19 protein-coding genes are annotated in these 21,608 nt (G+C 64.4%); 11 read left to right on the top strand and 8 right to left on the bottom strand.

Features of this window, described 5'->3' with window-relative positions; all coding sequences use genetic code 11:
- Nucleotides 1-17: 17 nt before the first annotated feature.
- The 5 genes from B2U07_RS12010 to B2U07_RS11990 form a co-directional block, all read right to left on the bottom strand.
- Entirely contained in the window at nucleotides 18-1,853 is a 1,836-nt protein-coding gene (locus tag B2U07_RS12010; RefSeq protein WP_275546852.1) for a Na/Pi cotransporter family protein, read from the bottom strand.
- 93 nt (nucleotides 1,854-1,946) lie between these two features.
- Complete coding sequence (locus tag B2U07_RS12005; RefSeq protein ID WP_197856789.1) at nucleotides 1,947-2,285, bottom strand: multidrug transporter; 339 nt, start codon at nucleotides 2,283-2,285, stop codon at nucleotides 1,947-1,949.
- A gap of 76 nt (nucleotides 2,286-2,361) precedes the next feature.
- Nucleotides 2,362-2,940, bottom strand: coding sequence for a lysophospholipid acyltransferase family protein (locus B2U07_RS12000; protein WP_275546851.1), 579 nt, complete (start codon nucleotides 2,938-2,940; stop codon nucleotides 2,362-2,364).
- A 175-nt stretch (nucleotides 2,941-3,115) separates the two neighbouring features.
- On the bottom strand, nucleotides 3,116-3,928 hold the full coding sequence (mutM, locus tag B2U07_RS11995; protein ID WP_197856787.1) for a bifunctional DNA-formamidopyrimidine glycosylase/DNA-(apurinic or apyrimidinic site) lyase: 813 nt from the start codon (nucleotides 3,926-3,928) through the stop codon (nucleotides 3,116-3,118).
- Between the two features lie 101 nt (nucleotides 3,929-4,029).
- Nucleotides 4,030-4,896, bottom strand: coding sequence for an HDOD domain-containing protein (locus B2U07_RS11990; protein WP_197856786.1), 867 nt, complete (start codon nucleotides 4,894-4,896; stop codon nucleotides 4,030-4,032).
- Nucleotides 4,897-5,034: 138 nt separating this feature from the next.
- Here B2U07_RS11990 and B2U07_RS11985 point away from each other — a divergent pair, with 138 nt between their 5' ends.
- The 8 genes from B2U07_RS11985 (at nucleotide 5,035) to gloA (ending at nucleotide 14,884) form a co-directional block, all read left to right on the top strand.
- Nucleotides 5,035-6,234, top strand: coding sequence for a class I SAM-dependent rRNA methyltransferase (locus tag B2U07_RS11985; protein WP_275546850.1), 1,200 nt, complete (start codon nucleotides 5,035-5,037; stop codon nucleotides 6,232-6,234).
- 269 nt (nucleotides 6,235-6,503) lie between these two features.
- Nucleotides 6,504-7,622 carry an ABC transporter ATP-binding protein gene (locus tag B2U07_RS11980; RefSeq protein ID WP_017363138.1) on the top strand — a complete coding sequence of 373 codons (1,119 nt, stop codon included), beginning with the start codon at nucleotides 6,504-6,506 and terminating at the stop codon, nucleotides 7,620-7,622.
- A 35-nt stretch (nucleotides 7,623-7,657) separates the two neighbouring features.
- Nucleotides 7,658-8,731: an ABC transporter substrate-binding protein gene (locus B2U07_RS11975; protein ID WP_275546849.1), complete on the top strand. Its 1,074-nt coding sequence runs from the start codon at nucleotides 7,658-7,660 to the stop codon at nucleotides 8,729-8,731.
- 120 nt (nucleotides 8,732-8,851) lie between these two features.
- Complete coding sequence (locus tag B2U07_RS11970) at nucleotides 8,852-10,087, top strand: ABC transporter permease (RefSeq protein WP_275546848.1); 1,236 nt, start codon at nucleotides 8,852-8,854, stop codon at nucleotides 10,085-10,087.
- A 133-nt stretch (nucleotides 10,088-10,220) separates the two neighbouring features.
- Nucleotides 10,221-11,075, top strand: a complete 855-nt coding sequence (locus B2U07_RS11965) for an ABC transporter permease (RefSeq protein WP_197856781.1) — start codon at nucleotides 10,221-10,223, stop codon at nucleotides 11,073-11,075.
- Between the two features lie 219 nt (nucleotides 11,076-11,294).
- Nucleotides 11,295-13,133 carry a dihydroxy-acid dehydratase gene (ilvD, locus tag B2U07_RS11960; protein WP_275546847.1) on the top strand — a complete coding sequence of 613 codons (1,839 nt, stop codon included), beginning with the start codon at nucleotides 11,295-11,297 and terminating at the stop codon, nucleotides 13,131-13,133.
- A gap of 528 nt (nucleotides 13,134-13,661) precedes the next feature.
- Nucleotides 13,662-14,120 carry a metallophosphoesterase family protein gene (locus B2U07_RS11955; RefSeq protein ID WP_275546846.1) on the top strand — a complete coding sequence of 153 codons (459 nt, stop codon included), beginning with the start codon at nucleotides 13,662-13,664 and terminating at the stop codon, nucleotides 14,118-14,120.
- A 236-nt stretch (nucleotides 14,121-14,356) separates the two neighbouring features.
- On the top strand, nucleotides 14,357-14,884 hold the full coding sequence (gene gloA / locus B2U07_RS11950; protein WP_275546883.1) for a lactoylglutathione lyase: 528 nt from the start codon (nucleotides 14,357-14,359) through the stop codon (nucleotides 14,882-14,884).
- Nucleotides 14,885-14,950: 66 nt separating this feature from the next.
- Here gloA and B2U07_RS11945 read toward each other — a convergent pair whose 3' ends face one another.
- Together B2U07_RS11945 and B2U07_RS11940 are read right to left on the bottom strand one after the other, a co-directional pair.
- Nucleotides 14,951-15,598 (bottom strand): YitT family protein, encoded by a 648-nt coding sequence (locus B2U07_RS11945; protein WP_275546845.1) that lies wholly within the window; start codon nucleotides 15,596-15,598, stop codon nucleotides 14,951-14,953.
- A gap of 107 nt (nucleotides 15,599-15,705) precedes the next feature.
- On the bottom strand, nucleotides 15,706-16,236 hold the full coding sequence (locus B2U07_RS11940; RefSeq protein WP_419096342.1) for a dihydrofolate reductase: 531 nt from the start codon (nucleotides 16,234-16,236) through the stop codon (nucleotides 15,706-15,708).
- A 141-nt stretch (nucleotides 16,237-16,377) separates the two neighbouring features.
- Between B2U07_RS11940 and B2U07_RS11935 the strand changes: the two genes are divergently transcribed.
- The 3 genes from B2U07_RS11935 (at nucleotide 16,378) to B2U07_RS11925 (ending at nucleotide 20,496) form a co-directional block, all read left to right on the top strand.
- Nucleotides 16,378-17,529, top strand: a complete 1,152-nt coding sequence (locus B2U07_RS11935; RefSeq protein ID WP_275546843.1) for a glycerophosphodiester phosphodiesterase — start codon at nucleotides 16,378-16,380, stop codon at nucleotides 17,527-17,529.
- 60 nt (nucleotides 17,530-17,589) lie between these two features.
- Nucleotides 17,590-18,981 (top strand): DUF2868 domain-containing protein, encoded by a 1,392-nt coding sequence (locus B2U07_RS11930; RefSeq protein WP_296277053.1) that lies wholly within the window; start codon nucleotides 17,590-17,592, stop codon nucleotides 18,979-18,981.
- Between the two features lie 141 nt (nucleotides 18,982-19,122).
- Nucleotides 19,123-20,496 (top strand): GTPase/DUF3482 domain-containing protein, encoded by a 1,374-nt coding sequence (locus tag B2U07_RS11925; RefSeq protein WP_275546841.1) that lies wholly within the window; start codon nucleotides 19,123-19,125, stop codon nucleotides 20,494-20,496.
- A gap of 58 nt (nucleotides 20,497-20,554) precedes the next feature.
- On the opposite strand, the gene B2U07_RS11920 is transcribed toward B2U07_RS11925, so the two are convergent.
- Complete coding sequence (locus B2U07_RS11920) at nucleotides 20,555-21,583, bottom strand: transporter substrate-binding domain-containing protein (RefSeq protein ID WP_275546840.1); 1,029 nt, start codon at nucleotides 21,581-21,583, stop codon at nucleotides 20,555-20,557.
- Nucleotides 21,584-21,608 lie beyond the last annotated feature (25 nt).

Here is a 21,608-nt window from a genome sequence, read left to right as displayed (position 1 = left end):
CCGGGCTACGTCTTGGGTCAGGAGAGTCTGATCAGACTCTCCTGCTCCTCGCCGAACTTGCGCAACTCACGGAACAGCGCCTGCTCGCTGCCCAGCATCAGTACGTTGCGCAGGCTCTGGAAGATGCGGCTGACATAGCCCAGGTCATTCATCAGCGAGCTGGTCTGCAGGCCATCGAGCCGCCCGCTGCGCACATCGGCAAACAGACGCTGGCGGAACTGCCCGTCGAAGCTCGCCGCCTGCTCGTCGAGCCAGCGCAGGCGCGATTGCCACATTTCCTCGGGCATCTCCGAGCGCGCCAGCTCACGCACCTCATGCAGCGTGACGAGCATATGACGACGCAGCTCCACATAGGCATCCCGCACGGCCGAGGGCGGCGCGTCGAGGTAGTGGCCGAGGTTCTTCTGCAGGTGCTTGGCATCCTTGACCGCGTCCACCAATTGCAGCGCTGCCAGCTGGCAACTGACCCAGAACTGCTGGTGCGCTTCGTCCATGGGCAGCTCCATGCGGCCCATGAAACTCAGCAGGTCGCCATACACCCCCTTGATATGAAGCTGGTACAGGTGCTGCGCATCGAAGCCGCCGTGCGTAGGCTTGGCCTGCAGCAGTCTATCGTCGGCCTGGGTACGCGCCAGCTGGTCCACCGGCAGATAGAGCGCGTGGCAGATCACCTCCAGGCTCAGGCGGCCAAGGTGCCCAAGCTCCTGCACCACCGCACCGGATGCGGCGTCCACCGAGTCCAGCGCGCGTTCGTTGAGGTAGCGCGCGCGGGTGCGCTCGGGCTCGGCGACCTGCTCGGGCGCCAGCTCGGTGATCAGCACCGGCGGCTCGACACGCTCCGGCAGCCAGCGGATCAGGTATTGCGCCAGGCGCCCCTGCAGCGGCCAGAACAGCGCCACGCCCATGGCATTGAACAGGGTATGGAACATCGCCAGTTGGATCAGGCTGTTGTCGCCCAGCCCCAAGGGCTCGGCCAGCGCATGTACCAGCCAGGTCAGCGGGCCGAGCAGGCAGAAGGCGAGGGTGCCGGTGGTGATGTTGAACAGCACATGAGCCAGCGCCAGGCGCTGGCCGCTGCGATTGCCGCCGAGCGAACCGACGAAGGCTGTGGTCACGCTGCTGCCGACATTCGAGCCAATGGCGATGGCCAGGCTCTGCCCCAGCTCCAGTTGGCCGCTGGCCAGCGCGGCCAGGGTCAGCATCAGCGTGGCGTGACTCGATTGCAGCACCACGGTGATGGCCATGCCGATGGCGGTGAACAACAGCGCCCCGCGCAGTCCGCCTTCCTGCAGGCCGGTCATGTCCAGGCCATCGCCGAAACTGGCGAAGCCCTCCTTGATCTGGTCGATGCCGAGAAAGATGAAGGCGATGCCCAGCACGATGCGCCCGGCCGCCTTGCTCTTGGCGCCGAAGAAGCCGGCCAGCACACCGAAAACCAGCAGTGGCAGCGCCAGCGGGCTCAGGCTGAGGTTCTGCCCGGCCATCGCCAGCAGCCAGATACCGCTGGTGGCACCGAGATTGGCGCCGAAGAGGATGGCGATACCGCCGGCCAGCTGGATCAACCCGGTGCTGATGAAGGCGATGGTCAGCAGCGACACCAGCGTGCTCGATTGCAGCAGCAAGGTGCCGCCGACACCGAACAACAGACTCTTGAACGGCGTCGCGGTGCTGCGCCCGAGCAACTGTTCCAGCTTGCTGCCCGCCAACTGGCGCAAGCCCTCTTCCAGGCACTGCATGCCGAACAGGAAGATCGCCAGGCCGGCGCAGAGTTGCAGCCAGCCCTGGCTGAACCAGAACGAGGCGATCAGCCCCGCTATCACCAGCGACAGCATCACCCAGCGCAAGGACTTCATTATCACCGTTCCTTCCTTTTCTCGGCGTTCAAACGTAAACGGCCCCTCGCCTCGATAAAGAGGCGAGAGGCCGCGACAGCGGGTTGCAGCGAATCAGTCTTGCTTGTAGCCGCTGCTGGTGCAGCCCAGGCAGCGCACGAAGGCTTCTTTGCCAGGCTCGACCACGAGCGACTGCGCCGCCTCGCCGACATTGCCGCCCAGGGCGGTGAACGGCAGGCTGACGATAAAGGCCGCAGCGCCGATGGCGGTGGCGCCGATCAGTAGCGGGCGAGCGATGACCAGGTCACCGATCATGGCATAGCCCTTGGGCGCTTCTACGGTATAGAGCGGATCGCCGCTGACGTTCTGCTGAACCACTTCCGCCTGCGCCGATAGCGCCAGCAGGCCAGAGGTCAGCGCCAGGACAGCAGCGGAGGTGCGGAACGCTTTCATGGATCGATCCTTCAGGTTATTCGGGAAAGTGCCAGTAACTATAACAGCGCATTGGTAATTGTCAGCGTGATGGACATCAATCGCCATGAAAGGCGTACTCCGGCTTTTTCGGCACATAAGGGCGAAAGAACGCCAGCATGGCAGCCAGATCGGATTTTTCGTCACCCGTCGGCTGAAAGGTCGGGCCGATCACCACGCGCCGGTTCTGGTAGTCCAGCGCACCCAGCACGATGGGCACGCCCGCGCCCAGAGCGATATGGTAGAAACCCATCTTCCAGCGCTCGACCTTCTTGCGCGTGCCTTCGGGCGACAGCACCAGGATGAACTGGTCGTGTTCGCGAAAGGCCTGCACCGCCTGCTCGACGGTGTTGAGCTTCAGGTTCCGACGGATCGGAATGCCGCCCCAACCGCGCATGAGGCCGCCGAAGGGCCAGCGAAAGATGCTGTGCTTGCCGAACCAGCGGGCATTGAGGCGCAGCACGAACTTCAGCGCGATGAAGATCACGAAGTCCCAGTTTGACGTATGGTGAGCGCCGATGGCGACGAACTTGTCGAGCTTCGGCAGTTCGCCCTCGATCCGCCAGCCCATCACCCTCAGTACGCTGCGCCCCAGCCATTGGGCCACAGGATTGCGCGGCAAGTAGTTACCGGACATCGATCAACCTCGGTATTTCTTGTTTTTTTCTTACCAGAACGTGTTTTACGAGCTTGCGAGCTAGAGCCATACAAGGCAAACACAGGCGAGGAAGCGGAGTGTACTTTTGTACATGAGCATTCCGAGCCTGTTTTTAACGCAGTAGGGCCGACGCGCAGCAGATCGATAGGTTTTCTCAGCGTTGGCACTTGGGACAGTACACACTCGCCCGCTGCCCTAACTTGACCTCTCGCAGCGTGCTGCCACAAACCTTGCAGAACTCGCCGCCGCGCCCGTAGGCGAACAGCTCCTGCTGAAAGTAGCCGGGCTGACCATCACCACCGACGAAGTCGCGCAGCGTGGTGCCGCCGCGCTCGATGGCATGGGCGAGGATGCGCTTGATCTCCTCGGCCAGGCGCAGGTAGCGCGCCCGCGAGATCGAACCGGCTTCGCGACGCGGGTCGATACCGGCAGCGAACAGCGCTTCGGTGGCGTAGATGTTGCCCACGCCCACCACCACGGCGTTGTCCATGATGAACGGCTTGACCGCCATGCTGCGCCCACGCGAAAGCTGGAACAGCCGCTCGCCGTCGAACAGCCCGCCCAGCGGCTCCGGGCCGAGCTTGCTGAGCAGCTCGTGGCGCAGCGGGTCTTCGCTCCAGAGCAGCGCACCGAAGCGGCGCGGGTCGGTATAACGCAGCGCCAGGCCGGACTCCAGCTCGATATCCACATGCTCGTGCTTGGCCGCAACCAGGCCGCACTCGACCAGGCGCAGGCTGCCGGACATGCCCAGATGACCGATCAGACTGCCGACTTCGGCCTTGATCAGCAGGTACTTGGCGCGCCGCTCGACGCACTCGATACGCTGGCCGGACAGGCGAATGTCCAGGTCCTCGGGGATCGGCCAGCGCAGACGGCGTTCACGCACGATCACGCGGCTGACGCGCTGACCTTCAAGATAGGGGGCAATACCACGACGGGTAGTTTCGACTTCAGGTAATTCGGGCATGGCGATACGGCAGAAAAACGGCGGTGCGCCACCTTAGCAGGAGCGGTGCGCAAAGCGGTAGCACGCACCGAGGCCCACGTGCAGCAAGCGCCCTGCCAGGTTCAAAGTACGGTCAGGTCGCGGATGCTTTCACGCAGGTTCTCGAAGTCGTACTCCGACAGCCCGACGTATTCGAGAATCGGCTGGGCGATGTACTGCCACTCCATGTCGACGGCCTGACCGCCCTGCACACGATGGGTCTCGCAGATGTGCTCGGCCATCTTCAGGATGCCCAGCAGCGTCTTGAGCTGCGCGTCCTGTCCGGAATCGTCGCTGAAGATCGACAGGGCATTGTGGTGGTTGGCGATGACCTCGCACAGATGCTCCGGCAAGCGCCACGAGCGCGCGGTGAAATAGCCCACTACGGCGTGGTTGGTGGTCAGCAGACGGTTCTCGGTGTCGACCACGCGGCGCTCGTCGCTGGCGCTGGCATAGGCTTCCTCCAGCACCTGCATGTAGTTGGGGAAGCGTTTGAGCATCAGCGGGATGCCGCAGTCGTGGAACAGGCCGAGGCTGTAGGCTTCGTCCGGCGAGTGATAACCGAGGCGCTTGGCCAGGGTCAGGCAGGTCATCGCCACGTCCTGGGCACTGTCCCAGAAGCGGTTGAGGACCAGAATCGCTTCGTCGGTCAGTTCGCCCTTGATCGACTGCGCATTGATCAGGTTGATCACCGTGTTGCAGCCCAGCAGATTGACCGCCTGCTGGATCGAAGCGATGCGGTTGGCCAGGCCGAAATGCGGCGAGTTGACAATTTTCAGCAGCGCGCCGGACAGCCCCGGGTCCTGACTGATCAGCTTGGCGATGCTGCGCAGATCGGGGTTGGGCATGATCTGTTCCATCTGCAGATCGACCATGATCTGCGGTTGCGGCGGTACGCTGATCCCCTGCAGGACTTGCTGGATCTGTTCGGCGGTGAGTTCGTAGGTCATGGAGGGGGAATCGGGCAGGGTGAGAATTAGCGCACAGTCTAGCCAAAGCTCAGGCACGCCCGCAGTCGACTTTTGTAACCGCCGGGCCTGCGTGCAAACCGCTATAATCCCGCTCTTTGCCCTGCGGAGCTCGAACTCATGTCTTCCCTGCCCAGTCTGCGCCTGAAAGCCAACGCCGACCGACGCCTGCGCGCCGGCCACCTGTGGGTGTACAGCAACGAGATCGATGTCGCCGCCACTCCGCTGCATGGCTTCAAAGCCGGCGACCAGGCTGTCCTCGAAGCGGCCGGCGGCAAGCCGCTGGGCATCGTCGCCATGAGCCCGAACAACCTGATCTGCGCCCGCCTGCTGTCGCGCGACGTCAAGCACGTGCTGGACAAATCCCTGCTGGTGCATCGTCTCAACGTCGCCCTGAGCCTGCGCGAGCGCCTGTTCGACAAGCCCTGCTACCGCCTGGTGTACGGCGACTCCGACCTGCTGCCGGGCCTGGTAGTCGACCGTTTCTTCGACATCCTCGTGGTGCAGCTGGCCTCGGCCACCATGGAAGCGCACAAGGACGACGTGCTCGCCGCGCTGATCCAGGTGTGCAAACCCAGCGGCATCCTGTTCAAGAACGACTCCAGCGCGCGCGACGCCGAAGGCCTTGAGCGCTACGTGGAAACCGCCTACGGCGAGGTGCCGGAGTGGGTCGCCCTGGAAGAAAACGGCGTGAAGTTCGAGGCGCCGGTGATCGAAGGGCAGAAGACCGGCTGGTTCTACGATCACCGCATGAACCGCGCGCGCCTGGCGCCCTACGTCAAGGGAAAGCGCGTGCTCGATCTGTTCAGCTACATTGGCGGCTGGGGCGTGCAGGCGGCGGCGTTCGGCGCCAGCGAAGTGTTCTGCGTGGACGCCTCCGGCTTCGCCCTCGATGGCGTGGAGCGCAATGCCACGCTCAACGGCTTCGCCGAGAAGGTCACCTGCGTCGAGGGCGATGTGTTCGCCGCCCTGCGTGAACTGAAGGCGGCCGAAGAACGCTTCGACGTGGTAATTGCCGACCCACCCGCCTTTATCAAGCGCAAGAAGGACATCAAGAACGGCGAGGCCGCCTACCGCCGCCTCAACGAAACCGCCATGCGTCTGCTCAACAAGGACGGCATCCTGGTCAGTGCCAGTTGCTCCATGCACCTGGACGAGGACAACCTGCAGAACATCCTGCTGGCCAGCGCCCGCCATCTGGATCGCAACATCCAGCTGCTCGAGCGCGGCGCCCAGGGCCCGGATCACCCGGTACATCCGGCGATCAACGAAACCCGCTACATCAAGAGCCTGACCGTACGCCTGCTGCCCAACAGCTGAGCAAGCTGCACCTGCCGAGTGCGTGTCGGCAGGTGCCTCTTCCCCCATTCGTTGTTACCTCCTCCCACACCCCGCCTCGCATCTCGCCCAGCATCGACTAGGCTTGAGCCTGCATAGCAGAGCGCTATCAAGCAGCCAGCCTTAATCTGGCTTGCTTATTGCTTTTGCCTATCGCCATAACGATCGCCGCCCACGAAGGAGGCGAATCGACTCAGAAGTTGGAGCCTTGGCCACGAGCTGACTCCACATTGCGGACAGCGGGGAGGACTATGACTGCGCAGGCTGGGAACGACGCGTTCCTGCGATTCACCAATGTCAAGAAGACCTACGATCACAAGACCCTGGTGGTCAAGGACTTCAACCTCAACGTGGCCAAGGGCGAGTTCATCACCCTGCTCGGCCCTTCCGGTTCCGGCAAGACCACCTGCCTGATGATGCTCGCCGGCTTCGAAGACGTGACCAGCGGCGAGATTCTGATCAACGGCCGCAACGTCACCAGCATCGCGCCGTACGACCGCAACATCGGCATGGTCTTTCAGCAGTACGCGCTGTTCCCGCACATGACCATCCGCGAGAACCTCGCCTACCCGCTGAAGATCCGCAAGCTGCCCAAGGACGAGATTCGCGCCAAGGTCGAGCAGTACCTCGCCCTGGTCGAACTGCAGGCGTTCGGCGGACGCTATCCCGGTCAGCTCTCCGGCGGCCAGCGCCAGCGCGTGGCCCTGGCCCGAGCGCTGATCTTCGCCCCGGACATCGTGCTGATGGACGAACCACTCGGCGCGCTGGACAAGAAGCTGCGCGAGCAGATGCAGTTCGAGATCAAGCGCCTGCACGAGCAGCTCGGCTTCACCGTGATCTACGTGACCCATGACCAGACCGAAGCGCTGACCATGAGCGACCGCATCGCCGTGTTCAACAACGGCGTGGTGCAGCAATGCGCCGCGCCACACGTGCTCTACGAGCGCCCGGCCAACCTGTTCGTCGCCGACTTCATCGGCGAGAGCAACAAGCTCGAAGGGGTGATCGAGACGGTCGAAACGGACCGCGTGCAGGTACGTCTCGACGATGGCGGCCTGGTCAGCACGCTGAAGGCCAACTGCTGCGAAGTCGGCCAGGCCACCACGGTGTCGGTGCGTCCGGAAAAGCTCAATTTCACCACCCGCCTCGGCGACAGCGGCAACCAGGTCAAGGCCCGGTTCGTCACCCGCCACTACGTCGGCGAATACATCCGCTACCACTTCGAGACTGCCAGCGGCAGTGAACTGGTGGTGAAGAATCTGAACGACAGTTCAGCCCCGCAACTCAGCGCTCAGGAAGAGATCGCCCTCACCTGGCTGCCGGAAGACAGCCAGGCCCTGGACCGATCGGAAGTGCCGACGACGCTCTGACCACCACAACTAGTAGAAGCAAATGGAGCACAGCAATGGCTAGATCACTGACTACCAGCGTTTCCACCTTCGCCCTGTTGGCGGCATTGGGTTTCACTGCAGGCAACGCCACGGCCCAGGACAGTCTCACCGTGGTGTCCTGGGGCGGCTCCTACGGCGCCGCGCAGAAGAAGCACGTCATCGACCCCTACCAGAAGGAAACCGGCGTCAAGGTGCTGTTCGAGGACTATTCGGGTGGCGTTGCCGAGATCAAGGCCCAGGTCGAGTCGGGCAACATCCAGTGGGACGTGGTCGACTTCGAAGTGATCGACCTCGAGCGCGCCTGCTCCGAAGGCCTGCTGGAAACCCTCGATCACAGCGTGTTGCCGGCCGGCATCGACGGCACTGCGGCGGCTCAGGACTTCATTCCCGAAGCGCTGGCCAGCGAGTGCGCGGTGGGCAATATCGTCTGGTCCGTGGTGTTCGCCTTCAACGACACCACCATCGGCGGCACCAAGGCCACCAGCATCGGCGACTTCTTCGACACCGCCAAGATCCCCGGCAAGCGCGCCATGCGCAAGCGCCCGCAGGTGAACATGGAGTGGGCACTGATGGCCGACGGCGTAGCCCCGGAGGAAGTCTACGAAGTGCTGGCCACACCGGAAGGCCAGCAGCGCGCCTTCGACAAGCTGGACAGCATCAAGAAGGACATCGTCTGGTTCGACTCCTGGTCGCAAGCGCCACAACTGCTCAACGACGGCGGTGCAGTGCTGGTGCAGTCGGCCAATGGCCGCTTCTACGACGCCATAGTGCAGGAGAAGAAGCCCTTCGAAATCGTCTGGGACGGCCATGTCTACGACCTCGATGCCTGGGCCATCGTCAAGGGCTCGAAGAAGAAGGAGCTGGCCATGGAGTTCATCAAGTACGCCACCGGCTCCAAACCACTGGCCGGCATGCCGGACGTGGCCTACGGACCGACTCGCAAGTCGTCCATGCCGCTGGCTGACCAGAACGCCACTCCGCACCTGCCGACCGCTCATCTGGACAAGGGCATCCAGGCTGGCTCCGAGTTCTGGGCCGACTACGGCGAGTCGCTGGGCGAGAAGTTCAACGAGTGGCTGTTGAAGTAAAAGCACCGGCACCCTGTTTCCTCCGACCTGTGGGAGGGGCTTTAGCCGCGACCGTCGCCGCTGAAGCGCCTGCCACGGGAGCCGGGGGAACAGTTGGGCTGGATCCATCGGAGTAACGCCTTGTCATCCCTGACCACCCACGAAGCCGGCCAAGCTGCCAGCGCCCGTCGCAAGAAGCGCGTCGCCGCCTTTCTGTTCGTGGTGCCGCTGCTGCTGTTTATCCTCGTCACCTTCGTCGCCCCGATCGGCACCATGCTGTGGCGCAGCGTGTATCACCCGACCGTAGCCGAGCTGATTCCCCTGACCCTGGCCGAACTCGAACGCTGGGACGATCACCGGCAGATGCCGGACGAGGCAACCTTGCAGGTCTTCGTCACGGAGCTGCATGGGCTCAACGAACAGCGCCTGTCCGGCAAGCTGTCCGAGGAGTTCAACCGCGCTTACACGGGCATGTCCAGCGTGGTCAAATCCACTGCACGGCGCATCGGCCGTCTGGATGCACAAGCGCTGCAGAGCCAGGGTGTGCAAACCCTGCTCGACGCCCATCGCAACTGGAGCAAGCCCGAGCTGTGGTACGCCATCGAACGTGCCGGCAAGGTCTACACCTACGACTACTACCTGACCGCACTGGATCTCGAGCTGCACCCCGACGAGGGCATTCAGGTGCGCCAGGACACACAGATCTACCTGCAGCTTTATTCCAAGACGCTGAACATGGCGCTGGTCATCACCCTGCTCTGCGCCCTGCTCGGCTACCCGCTGGCCTACTACCTCGCCGGCCTGCCATCGAATCGCGCCAACCTGCTGCTGGTACTGGTGCTGCTGCCGTTCTGGACCTCGCTGCTGGTGCGCACCACCTCGTGGATCGCCCTGCTGCAGACCAACGGCGTGATCAACTCCTTCCTCATGGGCATCGGCATCATCAGCCAACCCTTCGAGATGCTCTACACCTCATTCGCCACCGTGGTGGCGATGACCCACATCCTGCTGCCGTTCATGATCCTGCCGCTGTACAGCGTGATGCGCGGCATCGACCCCAGCTACATGCGCGCCGCGCTCAGCCTGGGCGACAAACCGATACCGGCGTTCGCCCGCATCTACTTCCCGATGACCCTGCCAGGCCTCAGCGCCGGGGCGTTGCTGGTGTTCATCATATCGGTGGGCTACTACATCACCCCGGCACTGGTCGGCGGCACCGACGGGCAGATGATCAGCAACATCATCGCCTTCCACATGCAGCGTTCGAACAACTGGGAGCTGGCCGCCGCACTGGGCTCGCTGCTGCTCGGGCTGATCCTGCTGCTGTACTGGGTGTACGACCGTTTCGTCGGCGCCAGCAATATCAAGTTGGGATGAACATGGCCTTATCAGCATCGCAGCAACACGGCGTAGTCCGGATGCAATCCGTGAAACCCGTCTCCTCCTCGCTCCCGGACTGCGTCCGGGCTACAGGCGGCAGCAGCCGTCACCTCACCCCGGGCACGGCGCCATGAAGATCCCCGCCTACTATGGCTTCTGGCACCACCTCGGACACTGGCTGCTCAAGGCCAGCTCCTGGCTGGTGTTGCTGTTCCTGATCCTGCCGATCCTGGTGATCGTGCCATTGTCGTTCAACGCCGAGCCGTTCTTCAGTTTCACCGAAGGCATGCTCACGCTGGACCCGGACGCCTACTCGCTGCGCTGGTACCGGGAGATTCTCGACGACCCGAAGTGGATCCTGGCGATCAAGAACAGCTTCTTCATCGGCATCCTCTCCACCATCCTCGCCACGATTCTGGGCACCTGCGCCGCCGTAGGTCTGGCGCGCGACGAGATGCCGTTTCGCCGTTTCATCACCGCCCTGCTGCTGTCGCCGATGATCGTGCCACTGATCATCACCGCCGCCGGCATGTTCTTCTTCTACTCCAACCTCGGCCTGGCCGGTGGCTACCTCGGGGTGATCCTGGCGCACGCCGCGCTGGGTACGCCCTTCGTCATCATCACGGTGACGGCCACGCTCACAGGCTTCGACTACAGCCTGGCGCGCGCCGCGCTGAATCTCGGCGCCACGCCGATCAGGGTGTTCTTCGACGTGATCATGCCGCTGATCCGACCCGGGGTGATTTCCGGCGCACTGTTCGCCTTCATCACCTCGTTCGATGAAGTGGTGGTGATCCTGTTCATGGCCGGCCCTCAGCAGCGCACCATCCCGCGGCAGATGTTCTCGGGCCTGCGCGAGCAGATCAATCCGAGCATCCTGGCCATCGCCACCCTGCTGATCCTGGTGTCCATCGCCCTGCTGGTGACCCTCGAACTGCTGCGCCGCCGCGCCGAACGCATGCGCGGGATCGAGTTACCGCACTGAGCGACAGCGACTGGCGCAAGCGACCATCAGCCTTCCCCCGCCCGCCTTGGCGGGCGTAGAATCCCAGCATTCCTCGCCAGAAATCCTCCGGCGGGCCCGTGAGCCCCGGCCGTACGAACGGTGATCCCGTTTCGTCATGCAGCCTCCTGATACCGCGGCGATCTGCCGCTCGACGACGCTCACCGCACACACAACCGAATTAGCCGCAGGATCATCGTCATGCCCGATTACCGCTCGAAGACCTCCACCCACGGCCGCAACATGGCCGGCGCCCGTGCCCTGTGGCGCGCCACCGGGATGAAGGACGAAGACTTCAAGAAACCGATCATCGCCATCGCCAACTCCTTCACCCAGTTCGTGCCCGGCCACGTGCACCTCAAGGACCTGGGCCAGTTGGTCGCCCGCGAGATCGAGAAGCACGGCGGCGTGGCCAAGGAATTCAACACCATCGCCGTCGACGACGGCATCGCCATGGGCCACGACGGCATGCTCTATTCGCTGCCAAGCCGCGAGATCATCGCCGACTCCGTCGAGTACATGGTCAATGCCCACTGCGCCGACGCCATCGTCTGCATCTCCAACTGCGACAAGATCACCCCCGGCATGCTGATGGCTGCGCTGCGCCTGAACATCCCGGTGGTCTTCGTCTCCGGCGGCCCGATGGAAGCCGGCAAGACCAAGCTGGCCAGCCACGGCCTGGACCTGGTCGACGCCATGGTCATCGCCGCCGACTCGACCGCGTCCGATGAAAAAGTCGCCGAGTACGAGCGCAGCGCCTGCCCGACCTGCGGCAGCTGCTCCGGCATGTTCACCGCCAACTCGATGAACTGCCTCACCGAAGCTCTGGGCCTGTCCCTGCCGGGCAACGGTTCGACCCTGGCCACCCACAGCGACCGCGAGCAGCTGTTCCTGCGCGCCGGCCGCCTGGCTGTCGAGCTGTGCCAGCGCTACTACGGCGAAGGCGACGAGTCGGTGCTGCCGCGCAACATCGCCAACTTCAAGGCGTTCGAGAACGCCATGATGCTCGACATCGCCATGGGCGGCTCGACCAACACCATCCTCCACCTGCTGGCCGCGGCCCAGGAAGGCGAGGTCGCCTTCGACCTGCGCGACATCGATCGCCTGTCGCGCAAGGTGCCGCAGCTGTGCAAGGTGGCGCCGAACATCCAGAAGTACCACATGGAAGACGTACACCGCGCCGGTGGCATCTTCTCCATTCTCGGCGAACTGGCCCGTGGCGGCCTGCTGCACACCGACGTGCACACCGTACATAGCCCCAACATGGCCGAAGCCATCGCTCAGTGGGACATCACCCAGACTCAGGACGAAGCGGTACACCACTTCTTCAAGGCTGGCCCTGCCGGCATCCCGACCCAGACCGCGTTCAGCCAGAGCACCCGCTGGCCGAGCCTGGACGACGACCGCGCCGAAGGCTGCATCCGCAGCGTCGAGCATGCCTATTCGCAGGAAGGCGGCCTGGCGGTGCTGTACGGCAACATCGCCCTCGACGGCTGCGTGGTGAAGACCGCCGGCGTCGACGAGTCCATCCACGTGTTCGAAGGCACCGCCAAGGTATTCGAGAGCCAGGATAGCGCCGTAAAAGGCATCCTCGCCGACGAAGTGAAGGAAGGTGACATCGTCATCATCCGTTACGAAGGCCCGAAAGGTGGCCCGGGCATGCAGGAAATGCTCTATCCGACCAGCTACCTGAAGTCCAAGGGCCTGGGCAAGGCCTGCGCCCTGCTCACCGATGGCCGTTTCTCCGGCGGCACCAGCGGCCTGTCCATCGGCCACGCCTCGCCGGAAGCCGCCGCGGGCGGCGCCATCGGCCTGGTCAATGACGGCGACAAGATCCTCATCGACATCCCCAACCGCAGCATCAACCTGCTGGTTGGCGATGAAGAGCTGGCTGCACGCCGCGCCGAACAGGACAAGAAGGGCTGGAAGCCGGCAGCGCCGCGCACCCGCAAGGTGACCACCGCGCTCAAGGCCTACGCCCTGCTTGCCACCAGTGCCGACAAGGGCGCGGTGCGTGACAAGGCAATGCTCGACGGCTAAGCCTGCCGGCCTGCGACCTAGGGCCAGTCTGCTAAGAAAACCGCCGCGACTGCTTTGCAGGTTCGCGGCGTTTTTTATTGACCGAACAGTAGCGCGCACTGCTCGTTTCGCGGACAAGTCCGCTCCCACGGGTCTCAGTGGCACTCGTGGGAGCGTAATGCTGTTCACACCAGAAGTGATCGGAGGCGATTAGTCCCCTCGCCCCTTTGGGGAGAGGGTTAGGGCGGGCCGTGTTCGGCGAGGGGGAAACTGGCAGTCTTGCGGAATTTTCAGCCCTCTCCGCCAGCCCCTTTCCCATAAATGGGAGAGGGGAGCCAAGCGCGTACAACCTTAAGTGAACAGCATTGCTCGTGGGAGCGGACTTGTCCGCGAAGCTTTTCCGCTCCAAATGCCTAATGATTGGTGGCGCACCAGAAATAGTTGCTGACTGACAACAGCCCCACTACCGGGCTTATCCTGGCCGCAGGCTTTGCATCCGACCGTGATCGCCCGCAAGCTGGCGCCTACGTTAAAGCACTGGAGACGAACATGCAGATCGGCCTGATCGCCGACACCCACGGCTTGCTGCGGCCCCAGGCGCTGGCCGCGCTGCAGGGCGTGGATCATCTGATCCATGCCGGCGATATTGGTGGGCCGCATATCCTCGCCGAACTGGAGCGCATCGCGCCGCTTTCGGTGGTGCGCGGCAACAACGACCAGGACGACTGGGCCGATGGCATTGCCGAGCACCTAACCCTGAGCTTCGGCGCCATCAGGCTGTATGTGCTGCACGACCTCAAGCAGCTGGCCATCGACCCCAAGGTTGAAGGCATCGACGTGGTGATCGCCGGGCATTCGCACAAGCCGCTGCAGGAAGAGCGCGACGGCGTGCTCTTCCTCAACCCCGGCAGTGCCGGACCGCGGCGCTTCAAGTTGCCCATCGGCCTGGGCATCCTGCATATCGAAGGCGACCAGTTTAGGGCCGAGCTGATCACGCTGAACGTCTGAGCCTGCGTCCCTTACCTCTGGAACGCAGCCCCTTGTAGGAGCGAATTTATTCGCGATCCATCCGATGCTCCGCGCGCTAATCGCGAATAAATTCGCTCCTACAGCTACCCAGATACCATTCGAGGGCAGTCCATCCAGGCGGCCTGCAGCGCCAGCCTTGAAAAACGCCTGCCACGCAGCCATCTATGTCGATTCAACTTGCCGACTCGCCCAATCACCGCCTGATGGAGAATCCCATGACCCTCGACGAGCTCAACGCCATTGCCGGCGTGACCGCCAAGCCCGACGTCGCCACCGCCGACTTCGTCTACAACCACACCATGATCCGCGTGAAGGATTTGCAGAAGTCGCTGGATTTCTACACCCGCGTGCTGGGCTTCACCCTGCTGGAGAAGAAGGATTTCCCGGATGCCGAATTCAGCCTGTACTTCCTCGCATTGATCAATGACAAGTCGCAGATCCCGGCTGACCCGGCCGCCCGCCACCAGTGGCGCAAATCCATCCCCGGTGTGCTGGAGCTGACCTACAACTACGGCACCGAGAAGAACCCGGAATTTTCCTACCACAGCGGCAACAGCGACCCGCGCGGTTTCGGCCATCTGTGCGTGTCGGTGCCGGACATCAAGGCCGCCTGCCAGCGCTTCGAAGACCTCGGTGTGGACTTCCAGAAGCGTCTGACCGACGGTCGCATGCGCGACATCGCCTTCATCAAGGACCCGGACGGCTACTGGGTCGAGATCATCCAGTTCACCGAAGTGATCTGATTTTCGCCTCCGCGAAAACCGACGAGGGGCTGCTTCAGCGAGGCAGCCCCTCGTTCGTTGCAGGGATCAACTGACACCGACGTAACGATCGGCCCGGTGATTGATCGCCAGCACCAGATTGAGCATCACCGCCCCCAGCACCGACAGCAGCACCTTGTCTGGCGACACCACGAAGATGGCCGCCAGCACGATGCTCGCGTCGATGGCCATCTGCACCGCGCCCGCGCGCAGACCGAAGCGTTCCTGCATGTACAGGGCGAGAATGTTCACCCCGCCCAGGCTGGCGCGATGGCGGAACAGCATGAGCAACCCCAGGCCCATCGCAGCCCCACCGAACAGAGCGGCATAGAGCGCGCTGAGGTGGGCGAAGGCGACCCAATGCGGCGTCAGTTCGGCCAGCAGTGAAACCAGCAGCACCGCGCAGCCGGTACGCAAGGTGAAGCCCCAGCCCATGCGCCAGATACCGAGCAGGTAGAACGGCAGGTTGACCAGGCAGAACACCAACCCGAACGGCCAGCCGGCCTGGTAGTTGGCCAGAAACGCGATGCCGACGGTACCGCCCGTGAGCAAGCCAGCGTGGGCGTAGAAGGCGATGCCCAAGGCCACCAGGGCGGTGCCGAACAGCAACGCCAACGCATCCTCCCAAAGTGGGTGGCGCACGAAGAGTGCGGCGACGGCGCTCGGGCGCTCGTCGGTGGACGATTGATCTGTCATCGAAATACCTGCATCAGAAGCGAAAAGAAGTAACCGCAGGCAAGGCAATGGCCGTCACGCCGCGCAGGAGAAGCTGGCGACAGCGACGGCCGGAAGGATCGTTATCGTTATGCGCCGCGTCGTTCCCATATCTCGAAGGCGTAGAACGGCGTCTCGGCAGAAGCCGGATGCTCGACGCTGGACGCCATGCGCCAGGCAGACTCGTCGATTTCGGGGAAGAAAGCGTCACCATCGGGTTCAAGCCCCACACGCGTCAGGTACAGGCGATCGGCCTGGGCCAGACCCAATTCATAGAGCTGCGCGCCGCCGATCAGCATCAGCTCCTCAGCATCTTCTGCACGCGCCCAGGCATCGGCACGCTCGATGGCCGCCTCCAGCGTGGCGAGCACCTCGGCGCCTTCCAGGATCAGCCCAGGCTGACGGCTGACCACGATATTGAGCCGCCCTGGCAACGGGCGCCCGAGCGAGTCCCAGGTCTTGCGCCCCATGATGATGGGCTTGCCCAGCGTCATGGCCTTGAAGTGCTTGAGGTCCGCCGGCAGATGCCAAGGCAGTTGATTGTCGCGACCGATCACGCGGTTGCGCGCGAGCGCGGCGATCAGCGAAAGAGGTAGAGTGGTTTTCATGGCCGCGAGCATAGCAGAGGGGCCGGCGCACCCGCAGCCTACCTTTACCTTCCCGATGGCGCACAGAACCGTCTAGGCTTGGACCTCTGTCGCACAATCGTCACCCTTACCGGTGCAGGCTTGGGCTCCCACCCCGTGCAAGGAGGTACCCCCATGTTGAAGAAACCGCTTCGCAGCTGGCTGCTCTACGCTGGCCTGCTGCTGCCAACCCTCGGCCTTGCCGCACCCGCCGAGTCCGATAGCGTACAAGCCGCCATCGACTGGGCACAGCAGCAGCCGCTGGCGCACAAGGGCAAACCTCGTGGCGACGCCAAACCGCTGGTGATCGCCCACCGCGGCGCCAGCGGTTACGTCCCCGAACACACTCTGGCAGCCTATGCCCTGGCTGTGCTGCAGGGCGCCGATTATGTCGAGCCTGACCTGGTGATGACTCGCGACGGCCAACTGGTGGCCCGTCACGATAACGAACTGGGACTGACCACCGACGTCGCGCAGCGTGCGGAATTCGCCAGCCGCAAGCGCACCCAGACGGTGGATGGCGTCAGCCTGGAGGGCTGGTTCAGCGAGGACTTCACCCTGGCCGAACTCAAGACCCTGCGCGCCATCGAGCGTATTCCCCAGCAGCGCCCGGCCAACCAACGCTTCGATGGCCAGTTCGAGATTCCCACCCTGCAGGAGATCATCGACCTGGTGAAGAGCCTGCAGCTCAGCCAGCAGCGGGTGATCGGCCTGTATCCGGAAACCAAGCACCCGACCCACTTCCAGCAGATCGGCCTGGCCATGGAGCAACCGCTGGTCAAGGTGCTCAAGCACAACGGCTACAACAGCGCCAAGGCGCCGGTATACATCCAGTCCTTCGAGGTGGAGAACCTCAAGACCCTCAGCCGCCTGACCCAGGTACGCCTGGTGCAATTGCTGTGGACCGAGGGCCAGCCCTATGACCAGCACGTACTCGGCACCGGCCTCGGCTACGCGCAGATGATCGCGCCAGAGGGTCTGAAGGCCATCGCCCGCTACGCCAGCGGCATTGGCCCGGAGAAAGGCATGGTCATCCCGCGCGACGCCGCCGGCAACCTGACCACGCCGACCCGCCTGGTACGTGACGCCCATGCTGCCGGACTCAAGGTTCATCCTTATACCTTCCGCGCCGAGAACGCCTTCCTGCCGACCAGCCTGCGCAATGGCAGCGAGCCGAGCGAGCGCGGCGACATCGAGGCGGAACTGCACGCCTTTATCGCCACCGGCATCGACGGCCTGTTCATCGACCAGCCGGACATCGCGGTGCGTCTGCGCGAGCAGCACTGAGTCGCGCCGGGGCGGATCAGGGGTTATTCTCAACCTCTGATCCAAACGACGAGACGCCGCGTGACAGACGCCTCCTCCTCCACACCCTTCCAGCGCCTCTGGCTCAGCGAGACCATTCGCGTGCGCGAGGAACATGCCGGCCCGCTCGACGACGCCGAAGCCAACCGCCAGGTGCGTGCACAGGGCGGCGAACTTGCCGAGCGCATCCAGCAGCGTGCGCTGCTGCTGAGTCGCCGCGACGGCCAGTGGCAGGCCCTGCAGCACTGGCTCCAGGGTGCTCGCCTGGCGCTGCTGGCTCTGGCCGTGCTGGCCGCGTTCAGTGGCCTCGGCCTGGCGCTGACCGCCCTCGGTGACGGCAGCCGCCCGGTCAATGTGTTCTGGGCGTTGGGTAGCCTTCTGGGCCTCAATTTGCTGATGCTGATCGGCTGGCTGCTTGGCCTGTCGCTGAGCCGCGACAGCGCCGGCGCTCTCGGCCATGTGTGGCTGTGGCTAAGCGCGAAGCTGGCACGCGACGCCAGCGCTGCGCAGTTGATGCCCGCCCTGCTGGTGATGCTGCAGCGCCAGCGCCTGACTCGCTGGGGCCTGGGTTTGCTGGTGCACGGCCTATGGGCACTGGCCATGTTCAGCGCCCTGGCCACCCTGCTGCTGATGCTCGCTACGCGGCGCTACGGTTTCGTCTGGGAGACCACCATCCTCGGCGGCGACACCTTCATCGCCCTGACTCAGGCCATCGGCGCCCTGCCTGCCCTGCTCGGTTTCAACCTGCCGAACGTGGAACTGATCCGCGCCAGCGGCGATGCCGCGATTGCCAGCGAAGCGGCGCGGCAAAGCTGGGCTGCCTGGCTGGTCGGCGTGCTGTTGGTCTATGGCCTGCTGCCACGCGTGCTGCTGATGCTGCTGTGCCTGTGGCGCTGGCAATCGGGTAAGGGCGCGCTGCGCCTGGATCTTGAATTGCCCGGTTACGGCCTGCTGCGCCAGCGCCTGCAGCCGGACAGCGAACGCCTCGGTGTCTGCGATCTGGCCCCCGCCGAGTTGCACCAGCCGCAAGGCGGCGCCAATTCCCAGACGGGCAGCGGCGCCCTGCTGCTAGGCCTGGAGCTGGACGACCGCCGCACCTGGCCACCGGGCCCCTTACCCAAGGGTGTGGCCGATGCCGGGGTGATCGACAGTCGCGAGCAGCGCCGCCAATTGCTGGAGCAACTGACCCGCTTCCCGCCCGAACGCCTGGCCATCGCCTGCGACCCGCGTCGTTCGCCGGACCGCGGCACGCTGGCGCTGCTCGGCGAGCTGGCGCGCTCGGCCTCTGCCACACGCATCTGGCTGCTGCCACCTGCCCCCGGCGAAAGCCTGGACAGCGCACGCTTGGCGGACTGGCATCAGGCCCTCGGCACGCTGGGACTGCCGCATGGCGACACGGCGCCGCTGAACTGGCTGGAGACAGGGCATGACTAGAGAGCCGCAGGCACACGGCCTTCATGTAGGAGCGAGCTCTGCTCGCGAAGCTTTTGCCGTTTGCCATGGTTCGCGAGCAGAGCTCGCTCCTACCCCAATGCCCGCTCTCTTGCCTCCGAGCTACCCGGCCGAGACCACACCATGAGCCCGCCGCTGAAACTCGCCCTGGTCGGCCATACCAATGTCGGCAAGACGTCGCTGCTGCGCACCCTGACCCGTGACGTGGAGTTCGGCGAGGTCTCACCGCGCGCCAGCACCACGCGCCATGTCGAGGGTGCGCGCCTGTCGGTGAACGGCCAGGCGCTGTTGGAGCTGTACGACACCCCCGGCCTGGAAGACGCCATCGCCCTGTTCGATTATCTGGAGCGCCTCGACCGCCCCGGTGAGCGGCTGGATGGCCCGGCGCGCCTGGGGCGTTTTCTCGAAGGCAGCGAGGCGCGCCAGCGCTACGAGCAGGAGGCCAAGGTGCTGCGCCAGCTCATGGCTTCCGATGCCGGGCTGTACGTGATCGACGTGCGCGAGCCGGTGCTGGCCAAGTACCGTGACGAACTGGCGGTGCTCACCATGTGTGGCCGCCCGTTGCTGCCGGTGCTCAACTTCGTTGCCAGCGCCCACCACCGCGAAGGCGAGTGGCGCGAGGCCCTGGCCCGCCTCGGCCTGCACGCCCTGGTGGCGTTCGACAGCGTGGCACCGCCGGAGGATGGCGAGCGGCGCCTCTATGAGAGCCTGGCCCTGCTGCTGGAACGTTCGCGTCCACAACTGCAGCGCCTGATCGAGGATCACGAAGCGCAGCGCCAAGCCCGACGCCAGGCCGGCAACCGGCTGATCGCCGAACTGCTGATCGACTGCGCCGCCTGTCGCCGCAGCGTCGCCGCTCAGCCACTGCTGGAGCAGGCCGCGGTGAGCGAGCTGCGCGAAGCCATTCGTCAGCGCGAGCAGCGCTGCGTCGAGGCGCTGTTGCGCCTGTATGCCTTCCGCAGCAGCGACGCCAAAGCGGCCGACCTGCCGCTGCTCGACGGGCGCTGGGGCGACGACCTGTTCAATCCGGAAACCATCAAGCAACTGGGGATCAAGGTTGGCGGCGGCATGGCCGCGGGTGCGGCCACCGGCGTTGGCGTCGACCTGCTGGTCGGCGGCCTGACCATGGGTGCAGCTGCCGCATTGGGCGCAGTGATCGGCGGGAGCGCACAGACCCTGCGCAACTATGGGGAGAGACTGAAGGGCAAATTGAAAGGCCAGCGCGAGCTGACCGTCGACGACGCCGTGCTGCGTCTGCTCGCCCTGCGCCAGCAGCAACTGCTGGCTGCACTGGACGTGCGTGGCCACGCGGCGATGGACGCCATCAGCCTCGGTGCCCCGCAGGAAACCCTGTGGCGCCAGGGCAAGCTGCCCACGCCGCTGAACGTGGCGCGGGCGCACCCCGAGTGGTCGTCGCTCAATCCCGGCGCACGCCTTGAAGACGCCGAGCGACATGAACAGGTGCAGCGCGTGGCGGCAGAGCTGGGACAGGCGTAACAGGCACGCCCCTGATGCGTTGCGTCGGTGGCTGGCTATCACCACGCCCCGACGGAGCTCAAAGCTCCTCGCCCAGGTAATCGCTCACCGTTCGCGGCCACTGCGGTTCACTCAAGGTGCTCAGGATGGCCCGACCGATCGGCTCACGCAGCGGGCTGCCGTTACGCACCAGGAAGCCGTAACTCTGGTTCTCGAAGGTGCCCGGGAGTATCTGCAGGCGCGCGCCAAGCAACTCGCGATTGCGATATTGCAGAATGGGTTTGTCATAGACGATGGCATCGGCCTTGCCCTGCTGCACAGCCAGCAGCGCCTCGGTCAGGTTCGGGTAGCTGCTCTGGCGAATGCGCTGCTCCTCCAGCCAGCGCGCGGCGACGGTGCGCTGCACGCTGGCGACATTCGCGCCTCGCAAATCGCCGGGCCCCTGGATGCTGCCTTGCAGGTTGCTCACCGTTAGCGCCGTGGTCATCGCCGCGGTAAAGGTCGAAACCATGATCAGCGCAGCGAACATCCACACCACGGCCACCAGCCGCCCGCCCAGGGTCACCGGCGACTTGTCGCCATAACCAACGGTGGTCATGGTCACTGCTGCCCACCAGAACCCATCGCCCAGGCCGCGCACGGGCGCCTCGGGAAACTGCGCCTGGTTACGCCGCCGCTCGAACAGCCAGATCACCGTGCCCACCAGCATCAACACCGCAACCAGGCCCAGCACTACGCTGATGAAGCCCCAGGAGAACAGCCGCGTGAAAGTCCTCCAGCCACCAGCCGACGATGTCGCCGGCACGCCGATGCTTAGGCCGGTGTAGTAGAACGGATGGGTGAAGTCGAAGCGTACCTCGCGCTCGGGCGTCATGGTCAGCGCTCCGACCACCACGTCGACCTCGCCCTGCTCCAGGCTGTCGAACAGCTGGCCGAAGGGCATCGGCCGGTACTCGAACGTATAGCCGTTTTTCTCGGCTATGGCATTCCACAGATCGATGCTGATGCCACTCCAGCTGTCATCCTCGCCCTGGATCACGAACGGCGGCACTTCGGTGATGCCGACCCGCAGCGGTTGGGGGTCGGCATGGCATGACTTGTCAGGCAACTCAGTACCAGCAGCAGGGCCAGTG

The sequence above is a fragment of the Pseudomonas sp. UBA7530 genome, assembly GCF_002479365.1.
Lineage (GTDB): Bacteria > Pseudomonadota > Gammaproteobacteria > Pseudomonadales > Pseudomonadaceae > Aquipseudomonas.
Note: the sequence above shows the minus strand (reverse complement) of the source record. Positions and strands in the feature narration are given on the sequence as shown.

Coding starts and splice junctions, on each gene's coding strand:
- B2U07_RS12010 (WP_275546852.1), bottom strand. CDS start 1,853: ATGAAGTCCTTGCGCTGGGTGATGCTGTCGCTGGTGATAGCGGGGCTG.
- B2U07_RS12005 (WP_197856789.1), bottom strand. CDS start 2,285: ATGAAAGCGTTCCGCACCTCCGCTGCTGTCCTGGCGCTGACCTCTGGC.
- B2U07_RS12000 (WP_275546851.1), bottom strand. CDS start 2,940: ATGTCCGGTAACTACTTGCCGCGCAATCCTGTGGCCCAATGGCTGGGG.
- mutM (WP_197856787.1), bottom strand. CDS start 3,928: ATGCCCGAATTACCTGAAGTCGAAACTACCCGTCGTGGTATTGCCCCC.
- B2U07_RS11990 (WP_197856786.1), bottom strand. CDS start 4,896: ATGACCTACGAACTCACCGCCGAACAGATCCAGCAAGTCCTGCAGGGG.
- B2U07_RS11985 (WP_275546850.1), top strand. CDS start 5,035: ATGTCTTCCCTGCCCAGTCTGCGCCTGAAAGCCAACGCCGACCGACGC.
- B2U07_RS11980 (WP_017363138.1), top strand. CDS start 6,504: ATGACTGCGCAGGCTGGGAACGACGCGTTCCTGCGATTCACCAATGTC.
- B2U07_RS11975 (WP_275546849.1), top strand. CDS start 7,658: ATGGCTAGATCACTGACTACCAGCGTTTCCACCTTCGCCCTGTTGGCG.
- B2U07_RS11965 (WP_197856781.1), top strand. CDS start 10,221: ATGAAGATCCCCGCCTACTATGGCTTCTGGCACCACCTCGGACACTGG.
- ilvD (WP_275546847.1), top strand. CDS start 11,295: ATGCCCGATTACCGCTCGAAGACCTCCACCCACGGCCGCAACATGGCC.
- B2U07_RS11955 (WP_275546846.1), top strand. CDS start 13,662: ATGCAGATCGGCCTGATCGCCGACACCCACGGCTTGCTGCGGCCCCAG.
- gloA (WP_275546883.1), top strand. CDS start 14,357: ATGACCCTCGACGAGCTCAACGCCATTGCCGGCGTGACCGCCAAGCCC.
- B2U07_RS11945 (WP_275546845.1), bottom strand. CDS start 15,598: ATGACAGATCAATCGTCCACCGACGAGCGCCCGAGCGCCGTCGCCGCA.
- B2U07_RS11940 (WP_419096342.1), bottom strand. CDS start 16,236: ATGCTCGCGGCCATGAAAACCACTCTACCTCTTTCGCTGATCGCCGCG.
- B2U07_RS11935 (WP_275546843.1), top strand. CDS start 16,378: ATGTTGAAGAAACCGCTTCGCAGCTGGCTGCTCTACGCTGGCCTGCTG.
- B2U07_RS11925 (WP_275546841.1), top strand. CDS start 19,123: ATGAGCCCGCCGCTGAAACTCGCCCTGGTCGGCCATACCAATGTCGGC.